Below are 10,501 nucleotides of genomic sequence, written 5' to 3' on the forward strand. Positions count from 1 at the left end.
GCCCCGCACCAGCCCCCTGGGACTTCCCGCCACCCGCCTTCGACCTGACCGACCACGACTTCCCCAGGGCCACCCGCGCCCTCCCGGCCAGGGCGCCGGAGGATCAGTGGCTGTACCAGACCGATTGGGTACGAATGCGGCGCGCCACCCGTGTGAAGCCCATGTCCGTACGTCAGGTGATCGTCGTCGCCGACGCCACCTCACCACCAGCGCACTGGAAGGCGCTTGACGGCCATGGCATCCGAGTCGTCCATGTCACGGCAGGGCAGGCGTACGCCCGTCTCGCGCAGAACCGCTACGAGGTCGACCCGGCCGACCCCGACTCGCTGACACGGCTGCTGGAGGCGGTGACCCGGGATGCCGCGGCCACGGGCGGCGGCGTGGAGTGGCTGCACGCCCTCCCGCTCGGCGTCGCCGGAACGGTCGGCGAGCAGTCGCTGGACCGCGCCCGGCACGCCTGCCTCGACGCTCCGTCCGCCCTGTGCCAGGCCCTGGCCCGGCTGCCGCAGGCCCTTCGGCCACGCATCTGGTGGCTGTCCCACCGAGCCCAGCCGGTCACCGGCCCCGTGCAACGGCCCGAACTCGGTCTGCTGGCCGGTGCCCTGGAGATACCGCGCCAGGAATTGGGCCTGGAAACACGGTGGCTGGACCTGCCCAGCGGTCTCGCATCCGATTGGGCAGAGCTGCTGTCACTCGTACTCGCCGAGCCGGACGCCGAGCCGGACTCCCCCGCTGACACGGCACCCAGGCGCCTCGCACTGCGCCAGGGCTACTGGTGGCGCGCCGTCCAGCAGCCGGTCAGGCCGCCCGCGCAGCAGGCCCGGACCATCCTCATGGAAGGGTCGGGCACCCATCTCGTCCTCGGCGGCACCGGAGGCGTCGGCAGCACCATCGCCACCCGGCTGCTCGAACAGTCCGACGCCCGCGTCGTCCTGCTCGCACGCCGACCGCAGCTACCACCCGCTCTCGCACGGTGGAGCGATCGGATCACGGTCGTCGAGGCAGATCTGGCCCAGGAGCCGCTGGACAACGTGCTGGCGCGACTCGCTCCGTATCTCAGCCGTCTGGACAGCATCGTGCACGCGGTCGGCACCGCGGCCGGCGGACTCCTCGTGCGCCGCGACGGCGACGCCATGCGGCACACGACACGGGCCAAGTTGCACGGCGCGCTCCTCATGGAACGCCTGATCGCCGCCCACCGTCCCGGCTATGCCGTCTACTGCTCATCCATGGCCGCCGTGCTCGGCGGCGTGGGCCAGTTCGACTACGCGGCCGCGAACGGCGTCCTCGACGCCTTCGCCCACCACGGTTCCGACGACCAGGGCGCCACCGTGCGGATCGGCATCGGCTGGGACGTGTGGCGGGACGTCGGCATGGCGCGCACCGCCCTCACCACCGACGCACGCCACCAGGCGCACCTGGCGGCCGGCCTGTCGTCCGCCGAGGCCCTGCGGGTCTTCTCGGACGCCCTGCAACTCCAGTTGCCCCACCTGATGGTCTCCACCACACCGCTGGAGGAGACCCGGTACTTCTACGAGCCCGACCGCCACGAGCTCACGAGTACGAGCCCGGCCATGAGCACGCCGGCAGTGCCGCACGGGGAACTCGCCGAAGCCGTGTGCCAACTGCTCGGAGTCGACACCCTGGACCCGGACACCTGCCTCTACGACCTCGGCGCCGACTCCCTGACCCTGCTCGACCTGCTGTCAGAGGTGAAGCGACAGTACGGAGTCGATATCGACCTGTCCCGGCTCAGCCACCAGGTGACCCTGAACGAGGTGCTGACGCATCTCAACGGAGGCATCCGCCCCCAGGACCGAGCGGAAGACGCGGCAGACGTCGCAGACGCGGTGACCGTCGAGGTGTGGCAGCGTGGCGACGGACCCGAGGTGCTGTGTCTGGTCCATCCCATCGGCGGCGACATCCAGGCGTACCGACCGCTGGTGTCGGCCCTCGACCCTCGGCTGACCGTCTGTCTGATCCCCGATCCCGCGCTGCGCGACCCTGGGCTGCCACCTTGGTCGGTCACCCAAAGGGCGGCCCGCTATCACTCCGCTCTGCGTGCCCGGTTCCCCGACCCGGACACACGCTTCCGGCTCGCCGGATGGTCGTTCGGGGCCTGGGTCGCTCTGTCGATGGCGTCCGAGGCAGAAGCCGCCGACCGTCCCGTCGACCAGTTGTATCTCCTGGACCCACCACCGCCGACCGCCGGGCCCCTCCTGAGCAGCTACGACGAGCATGACATTCGGACGGTCTTCGAGCACGAGCTGCACGGCAACGGCGCACGGTCTCCGCTCGCCGGACCAGGACATGCCTACGCCGAGCGACTCGCCCACTGCTGCCGTGTCAACCTCGCCGGCCTGGCCGCCCACCGGCCACCGAGGCTGACCCGCACCCCCAGCACACTGTGGCTGGCGACCAGGACGGTCACCGACCTGCCGTCGCTGCCGGTGCGGCAGTCCGGGGCCGATGACTGGGCTCGTATCCTGCCGGGCTCACCGTATGTGCACGAGGTGGACGCCACGCACTACGAACTCGTCGCCGGGCCCCATGCCGACCACGTCGCCCGGTCGATCAACAAGGACGTCTCCTGACCAGGGCTGCTCGACAACTTACGGAGAACTCATGGAGCAATTCGCGCTGGACGCCGTCCAAACCGTCACCACCCGCCCGCAGGAGCGCTACGACACCATCGCCGTCGACCCGCTGACCCCGCTGCTCGGCGCCGAGGTAACGGGCCTCGACCTGTCCGAAGAACTGACACCGGAGCAGGAAAAGGAGGTCAAACAGGCTTTCCTCGCCCACCATGTGCTCGTCTTCCGCGACCAGCACCTCACCCCGGAGGAGCACAAGCGGTTCGCCGCGCTCTTCGGCCCGCTCCACCTCGTGGCCCTCCCGGCGGAGGATTCCGACCCGTACATCCTGGAGATCAGCGCGGACCGAGACTCCCGCATGATCGTCGGGAACGGCTGGCACGCCGACGGCACCGCGGATACCCAGCCGTCGCTCGGTTCGATGCTCCACATCACCCGCGTCCCGGAGGTCGGCAGCGGCGGCGACACCCTGTTCGCCAACATGCATCTCGCCTACGAGTTGCTGTCGCCCGCGATGAAGTCGTTCCTGGACGGGCTGACCGCTCTGCACGACGGTGCGCTGCCCTGGCTGGTACATGGGCAGACCCCGCCACCCGAGTACGACGTCCCGCGCAACGAACACCCGGTCGTGGTCCGCCACCCCGACACCGGCCGCAAGCTCCTCTTCGTCAACGCCCCCTACACGTCCCATATCACGCAGCTCTCCCGCTCCGAGAGCACCGCCGTCCTCGACATGCTCTACACCCACATCGCCCAGACGCCCCTCTTGCAGTGCCGGGTCCGCTGGCAGGCGAACACGCTGGTGTTCTGGGACAACCGCTGCGTCCAGCACCACGCCACATGGGACTACTTCCCGCACTCGCGCTACGGCCGGCGCGTTGCCATCGACGGCACCCGGCCCCAGGCCTGACGTCCAACGGAAACGGGAAACCGGAAACGGAAACGGGAGTCCGAATGCGTGTGTTGTTGTCGACGTACGGTACGCGCGGGGACGTCGAACCGATGGTGGGACTCGCGATGCAGTTGCGGGCACTCGACGCGGAGGTGCGGGTGTGCGCGCCGCCGGACGAGGAGTTCGCAAAGCTGCTGGCCGGTGTCGGCGTGCCGCTGGTGCCGATCGGCCGGCCGGTGCGCCCGATCATGCACGGGGCGGCGCCGCCGTCGGCGGCGGAGCTGTCCCGGCACCGTGTCGAGTTGGTCGCCGAGCAGTTCGACACGGTCGCCGCGGCGGCCGAGGGATGTGATGCCCTGGTGGCGGGCGGCTTGATGCAGGTCGCCGCGCGGTCGGTGGCGGAGAAACTGGGCATCCGCTACGTGTACGCGAGCTACTTTCCGGTCGCCCTGCCGTCGCCGCACTTTCCGCCGCCACCGCGGGAGGGCCTGCCGTTCCCGGCGGACGTGACCGACAACCGGGCGCTGTGGGACCTGGACGCCCAGGCCATCCAGGAGCTGTTCGGCGCGGCGCTCAACACCCACCGGGCATCCATCGGCCTGCCCCCGGTGGACAACGTCCGGGACCACGTCTTCACCGACCACCCATGGCTGGCAGCGGATCCGGCCCTGGGCCCGTGGCAGGAGATCCCGGAGCTCGCCGTGGTGCACACCGGCGCGTGGATTCTGCCCAAGGAACGCCCGCTCCCGGCCGGGTTGGAGGCGTTCCTGGACGCCGGCACACCACCGGTGTACGTGGGCTTCGGCAGCATGCGCGCCCCGAAGGACGCCGCCCGGGTGGCCGTCGAGGCGATCCGCGCGCAGGGCCGCCGCGTACTCGTCTCCCGCGGCTGGGGCTGGGCGGACCTGGCCCCGATCGACGACCGGGACGACTGCTTCGTCGTCGGCGAGGCCAATCTGCAGGCGCTGTTCGGCCGGGTGGCCGCCGTTGTGCACCACGGCGGCGCGGGCACGACCACGGCCGCCGCCGGGGCCGGTGCGCCCCAGGTGATCGTGCCCCAGATGGTGGACCAGCCGTACTGGGCCGGCCGGGTGGCCGAGTTGGGCATCGGAGCGGCACACGACGGTCCGACTCCGACCGTCGAGTCCCTGTCCGCCGCGCTCAGGAAGGCTCTGACCCCTGAGACCCGTGCGCGGGCGAAGGCCGTGGCCGGCACGGTCCGCACCGACGGGGCAGCGGTGGCCGCGAAGCTGCTGCTCGACACGGTCAGCCGGGAAAGGCCGCCGACGTCCGCGTGAACCACGAGGACGTCGACCGCACCACGGCGGTACGCCGCGTCAGCCGCCGGCAGGGGCGGAGGGTGGCCGGGTCGCCCCGGAAACCCTCCGCCCCCACCCGCTTCTAGCGGCGCAGGGCGGCCAGGTTGCGGTAGCCGATCGCCGCGTGTTCCAGGGACTGGCCCGGGTTGGTGGTGCTCGGCGCGTTGTCCTGCTCGACCATCGGGTTGTGATAGTTGCGGTGGCCCACGCGGGAGAAGAACGTGGTGTAGTCGATGACGCCGGTGCCGAACGGGACCATGTCGTAGCCCATCCCGTTGGTGGTGTTGACGACGCCGTCCTTGGCGTGGAACAGCGGGTAGCGCTTGTTGTTACGGGTGACGAGGCCGGCCGGGTCGAAGACGTTCGTCTGCGTGGAGCCGTCGTGGGCGGTGTAGGTGCGGAACTTGTACTGGGCGACATGCGCCCAGAAGACGTCCATCTCCAGCCAGACCAGCTGGGGGTCGGTGATGGACAGGAAGTACTCCAGCTTGCGGATACCGGAGCTGCGGGTGGGGCGGCCCTGGTCGTCCAGCGGGCCGCCGTCGAGCAGGAAGCCGTAGGCCGCGTCGTGGTTGTGGGTGTAGAGCTTGAGGCCGGCGCGGCGGGCTATCGCGCCGAGGGCGTGCCACTTGTCGGCGGCCACATCCCAGTCGGCCTTGTAGGCACTTCCGGTGGGATCGCCACCGGTGCCCATGTGGGCCAGGCCGAGGATGTTCGCGATCTCCAGGTGCTTTTTGAAGGTGTCCAGGTCGGCGCTGGTGAAGGGCCAGGAGCCGGGGATGAAGCCGTGGTTGCCCTGGGCGCGCAGCCCGTTGTCGTCCAGCCAGCGGCGCAGCAGCTTGGCGCCCTGGACGGACTCCAGGCTCGCGCCGCCGGGGGCGTTGGCGTGCTGGCCGTAGCCGGCGAACTCGACCTGACGGTAGCCGAAGCGGGCGAGCTGTTCGAAGACGGCGCGGAAGCCGGACGGGAGGGAGGTGGTGAGCGGGTCGCGGCCGATGGCGTCGCGGACCGTGTAGAGGATGATGCCGCGCTTGTCCGCGGGGACGAGTGCGTGCCCTCTGCCGGCGCCGGCCGACCGGGGTGCGGCCTGTACGGGGCTCGCGCCGAGTACGGGGGCCGCGATCGCCCCGGCCGCGACGGCGGTGCAGGTGCTCAGGAAGCGGCGGCGGCCGATGCCGAGGCTGCGGCGCAGCTGGTCGTCGGTGTCAGGCGTGTGGTTCACGGGGTGCCTTCCTTCGTTTCATATGGGGCGTCGGTGTGGAGACCGGCGAGGTGGAGCAGCAGGGACTTCACGTCGGTGGCCGCGATGCGGTCGCCGACGGCGCGGGGGGTGGAGCACAGCAGGAGCGGACCGTCGTCGTCGCTCAGGGGCAGGCGGCCGTGGCTGCCGCGGATCGGGGTGGGGTCGAGGGGGACAACCGCCATGCGGTAGCGCATCCCGAGTTTCTTGCGGGCGAGCGCGGTGGCGGCCTTGACCTTCACATAGGGGTCGAGCGGGTCCATGAACAGCTCGACCGGGTCATAGCCGGGCTTGCGGTGGATCTCGACCAGGCGCGCGAAGTCGGGTGCGTGGGCGTCGTCGAGCCAGTAGTAGTACGTGAACCAGGCGTCCCGTTCGGCGATGGCGACCAGTTCACCGGAGCGTGCGTGGTCGAGGTGGTGGGCCTTCTTGCCCTCGTCGTCGAGGAGTTGCTCGATACCGGGCAGCCCGTCGAGGGCGGCGCGGGTGGCGGCCATGTCCTCGGGACGGCGGACGTACACATGGGCGATCTGGTGGTCGGCGACGGCGAAGGCGCGGGAGGCCATCGGGTCGAGGTATTCCATACCGTCCTGGGTGTGCACCTCCAGCAGCCCGGCGCGGCGCAGGGTGCGGTTGATGTCGACGGGCCGGCTCACACGGGTGATGCCGTACTCGGACAGCGCGACGACCGTACGGCCCTCGGCGCGGGCGTCGTCCAGCAGCGGGGCCATGGCCGCGTCCAGGTCGGCGGCCGCCTTGCGGGAGCGGGGGTCGTCGGGGCCGTAGCGCTGCAGGTCGTAGTCGAGGTGCGGGAGGTAGCAGAGCGCCAGGTCGGGGTGGCGGGTGTGGAGGATGTGGCGGGTGGCGTCGATGATCCACTGGCTGGAGACCAGATCGGCTCCGGGCCCCCAGAAGTGGAACAGCGGGAACGTGCCGAACTTCTCGGTGAGTTCGTCGTGCAGGGCGGGCGGCCGGGTGTAGCAGTCCGGCTCCTTGCGGCCGTCGGCGTAGTAGACGGGGCGCGGGGTCACGGTGAGGTCGGTGTCGGCGCCCATGGCGTACCACCAGCAGATGTTGGCGACCGTGTAGCCGGGGTGGGCGCGGCGGGCCGCGTCCCACACCTTGTCCCCGGCGACCAGGCCGTTGTGCTGGCGCCACAGCAGGACGTCGCCGAGCTCGCGGAAGTACCAGCCGTTGGCGACGATGCCGTGTTCGGAGGGCAGTGTGCCGGTGAGGAAGGTGGACTGGGCGGCGCAGGTGACGGCGGGCAGTACGGTGCCGAGGTGGGCCCGGGAGCCGGCCGTGGCGAGGGCCTTGAGGCGCGGCATATGGGCGAGGAGCCGGGGGGTGAGACCGACCACGTCGAGGACGAGCAGCGGGGTGGGGCGGGGCGCGGGCCCGGTCATGGCAGTGGTCATGTCAGTGGTCATGGCAGCTCCTTCAGCCCGAGGCCGGTCAGCTCGTCGCGGGCGAGGGCGAGCTCGGCGGCTATGCCGTCGGCGAGCCGGTCCCGGCTGCGGGGCCGCAGCTCGGGCGGGAGCGCCTGCCAGGTGTAGGTCTCGACCTCCAGGTGGCGGGTCAGCGGATACGGGCCGCCGACGAGGCGGGTCAGGGCGGTCCGCAGGACCGGGAGTGTGGAGGTGAGGGGCGCGGCGGGGGCGGCGTGCAGCGGGACGTGGAAGTGGGACCGCCAGGGGGTGGTGGCGTGCTTCACTTCCCCGAGGCCGCCCAGGGCCTCGTCGAGGTCGTCGGTGCCGCGCAGGCCGGCCGGGGTGACCGTGCGGGTCTGGTGCAGAAAACGGGGTTCGGCGAAGGCGGCGAGGGCCTCGCGCACCTCCGGCCGGTCGGGGTGTTCGGCGTGCAGGGCGGCCGACAGCTGGGACTTGACGACGGGGACGCGGGCGGCGGCCAGCGCGTCCAGTGCCGCCGTCGGGTCCTCGAAGGACGTGGCGAGATGGCAGGTGTCGACACAGACGCCGATACGGGGGTGGCCGACGGCGGTGAGCGGGGCGATGGCGTCACCAGTCGTCTCCACGGTGCAGCCGGGCTCCGGCTCCAGGCCCACCCGGACACTCCGGCCGGTCAGCTCCGCCAGGGCGTCCAGGCGCTCGGCGAGGGTCGACAGCGCCCGCTGCCCGGCGCGGGCGCGGTCGGCGCTCCAAGTGGTGCGCCAGCCGAGCGGCAGGGTGGAGATGGTGCCCTCGGTGACATCGTCGGGCAGCAGACCGGTGAGGATCCGGGCCAGTGCGGTGGTGTACTCCAGGCGCTCGGGATCGGCCCAGTCCGGCTTGTACACGCGGTACTTGACCTCGGCGGCGCCGAAGCCCTCGTACGGGAAGCCGTTGAGGGTGACGACCTCCAGGCCGCCGCGGTCGAGTTCGCGGCGCAGGGCCCGCAGCGCGGCCGGGTCGGTGTCCAGGGTGCGGGCGGCGTCGCGGGCGAGCCACAGGCCGATGCCGAGGCGGTCGCGGCCGAGGCGGCGGCGGACGGGCGCGCAGTGGTCGCGGAGCTGGGCCATGACGCCGTCGAGGGTTTCGGCGGGGTGCACATTGGTGCAGTAGGCGAGGTGGACGGTGGTGCCGTCCGGGTGGCGGAAGCGCATCGCTCACTCCCCTCCGCGCAGCAGGGAGTTGCCCTCGTGGGTGGCCTCCGGCGGGGTGACCTCGAGGTCCAGTCGGCCGCTGAGCCCGTAGAAGGCGACGGGGTTGCGCCACAGCACCCGGTCGACGTCGTCCTCGGTGAACCCCTCGGCCAGCATCAGGTCGGCCACCCGGCGGGTCTTCAGCGGATCGCTTCTGCCCCAGTCGGCGGCCGAGTTCACCAGCACCTTCTCGGGCCCGTACGCGCGCAGGATCGCCACCATCCGGCGCTCGTCCATCTTGGTGACCGGGTAGACGGAGAAACCCAGCCAGCAGCCGCTGTCCTTGGCCTCCTTCACCGTCGTCTCGTTGAGGTGGTCCACCAGCACCCGGTCCATGGGCAGCGCGGACTCGCGGACGGCGTCGAGAGTGCGGCGCAGACCGGCGAGCTTGTCGCGGTGCGGGGTGTGCACAAGCGCGGGCAGGCCGTGGTCGGCGGCGAGCTGGAGCTGCGCGGCGAGGGCGGTGTCCTCGGCCGAGGTCATGGAGTCGTAGCCGATTTCCCCCACGGCCACGACCTGGTCCTTGACGAGATAGCGGGGCAGCTCGTCGAGGACGGGCACGCAGCGGGGGTCGTTCGCCTCCTTGGGGTTGAGGGCGAGCGTGCAGTGGTGGGCGATGTCGTGCTGGGCGGCGCGGAAGGGCTCCCAGCCGAGCAGGGAGTCGAAGTAGTCGAGGAAGGAGGCGGGCGAGGTACGGGGCTGGCCGAGCCAGAACGACGGCTCGACCACGGCGCGGATCCCGGCGGCGCGCATCGCCTCGTAGTCGTCGGTGGTGCGGGAGGTCATATGGATGTGCGGGTCGAACAGGCGCATCAGGACTCCTTGCCGTGGGGGTGGTCCGCCTCGAAGTCTTCGGCGGCCAGGTCCAGAACGCGGTACAGATCGGCGGGCACGGGCCGGTCGGCGGCGGTGCGCTCGGCCGCGTAGTCGGCGAGCATGCGGGCGAGTTCGGCATCGCCGCGTCCGCGCGCCGCCAGGCCGGCCACCGCGTCCACCGGAACGCCGGTGAACAGGCACTTCAGTACGGCGTGCCGCCAGCTGTGGGCGTCCAGGTGGCGGGCCGCGTAGGGGCCGAGGGCGGCAGCGAGGAGGCGGGTGTCATTGGTGCGCAGGGCGTCCTCGACCAGGGGGATCGCGTCGGGTCCTGGTACGAGGTGCGGCAGGGCGCACAGCACGGCGCGGCGTTCGGCGGCCGAGCCCTGGTGGTAGAGGCGGGCCAGGGTGGCGGGGTCGGCGTGGGCCGCGTACAGGATCAGGACGCGGGCGGCGTCGGCGTGCCGGCTGCCGCAGCGGCGTCCGGCCTCCGCCACGCGCAGCTCCCACCCGGAGCCGGAGTTGGCGGTGGCCTCGTCCAGGGCCTGCCGGAGCCAGGCGCGGGCGGCCGGGTGGAGGTGGCTGTCGAGGTGGTCGCGGAGGACGTCGGGGGTGAATTCCGGGCCGGTGCCTGTGGCGGGCGAGTGGGTCATGGGGCGCTCCCTTCCGGCACGGTGATGGCGGGGGCGGTGGCCGCCGGGGTGTCAGTGGCCGGGGCAGCGCCCGAGGTGGCGGCCGGGGCAGCGGCGTCCGAGGCCGCGCCCGGGGCAGCGCCCGAGACTGCGGTAAGCGGCACGGTGGCCGCCGCGGCAGCGGCAGCGCGGCGCAGGAACGGCAGGGAGGTCTCGGCGTAGTGGGGGCCGGCGTGGGAGTGGCGGGGCAGCTCGACAACCGTCAGGCCCTGGTAGCCGGTCGCGGCGAGCGCCGCGAGGACGGGCGGGAAGTCCATCTCGCCCTCCCCGAACGGGAGGTGGTCGTGGACGCCGCGCCGCATGTCCTCGA

9 protein-coding genes are annotated in these 10,501 nt (G+C 71.9%); 3 read left to right on the forward strand and 6 right to left on the reverse strand.

Annotated elements, in window-relative coordinates; genetic code table 11:
* The 3 genes from CCN51_RS12995 to CCN51_RS13005 form a co-directional block, all read left to right on the forward strand.
* A partial coding sequence (locus CCN51_RS12995; protein WP_143675792.1) for an SDR family NAD(P)-dependent oxidoreductase occupies positions 1–2,594 on the forward strand: 2,594 nt, incomplete at its 5' end.
* 31 nt (positions 2,595–2,625) lie between these two features.
* A complete protein-coding gene (locus CCN51_RS13000) occupies positions 2,626–3,504 on the forward strand; it encodes a TauD/TfdA dioxygenase family protein (protein ID WP_014175587.1) in 879 nt (292 codons plus the stop codon).
* Positions 3,505–3,548: 44 nt separating this feature from the next.
* Positions 3,549–4,784, forward strand: a complete 1,236-nt coding sequence (locus tag CCN51_RS13005; RefSeq protein ID WP_014175588.1) for a glycosyltransferase — start codon at positions 3,549–3,551, stop codon at positions 4,782–4,784.
* Positions 4,785–4,887: 103 nt separating this feature from the next.
* Here the strand turns inward: CCN51_RS13005 and CCN51_RS13010 are convergent, their stop codons facing one another.
* The 6 genes from CCN51_RS13010 to CCN51_RS13035 form a co-directional block, all read right to left on the reverse strand.
* On the reverse strand, positions 4,888–6,027 hold the full coding sequence (locus tag CCN51_RS13010) for a sugar phosphate isomerase/epimerase family protein (RefSeq protein WP_014175589.1): 1,140 nt from the start codon (positions 6,025–6,027) through the stop codon (positions 4,888–4,890).
* Positions 6,024–7,475, reverse strand: coding sequence for an alkaline phosphatase family protein (locus tag CCN51_RS13015; RefSeq protein ID WP_014175590.1), 1,452 nt, complete (start codon positions 7,473–7,475; stop codon positions 6,024–6,026). The genes CCN51_RS13010 and CCN51_RS13015 overlap by 4 nt, the downstream gene beginning before the upstream one ends.
* A complete protein-coding gene (gene eboE / locus CCN51_RS13020; RefSeq protein WP_014175591.1) occupies positions 7,472–8,647 on the reverse strand; it encodes a metabolite traffic protein EboE in 1,176 nt (391 codons plus the stop codon). The genes CCN51_RS13015 and eboE overlap by 4 nt, the downstream gene beginning before the upstream one ends.
* Positions 8,648–8,650: 3 nt before the next feature.
* Positions 8,651–9,499, reverse strand: coding sequence for a TatD family hydrolase (locus CCN51_RS13025; RefSeq protein WP_014175592.1), 849 nt, complete (start codon positions 9,497–9,499; stop codon positions 8,651–8,653).
* A complete protein-coding gene (locus CCN51_RS13030; protein ID WP_014175593.1) occupies positions 9,499–10,152 on the reverse strand; it encodes an EboA domain-containing protein in 654 nt (217 codons plus the stop codon). The genes CCN51_RS13025 and CCN51_RS13030 overlap by 1 nt, the downstream gene beginning before the upstream one ends.
* Positions 10,149–10,501 (reverse strand): TIM barrel protein (locus CCN51_RS13035; RefSeq protein WP_143675793.1); only part of this gene is annotated, 353 nt, incomplete at its 5' end. The genes CCN51_RS13035 and CCN51_RS13030, both read right to left, overlap by 4 nt.

This window comes from Streptomyces milbemycinicus (genome assembly GCF_002154605.1).
Classification (GTDB): Bacteria; Actinomycetota; Actinomycetes; order Streptomycetales; family Streptomycetaceae; genus Streptomyces; species Streptomyces milbemycinicus.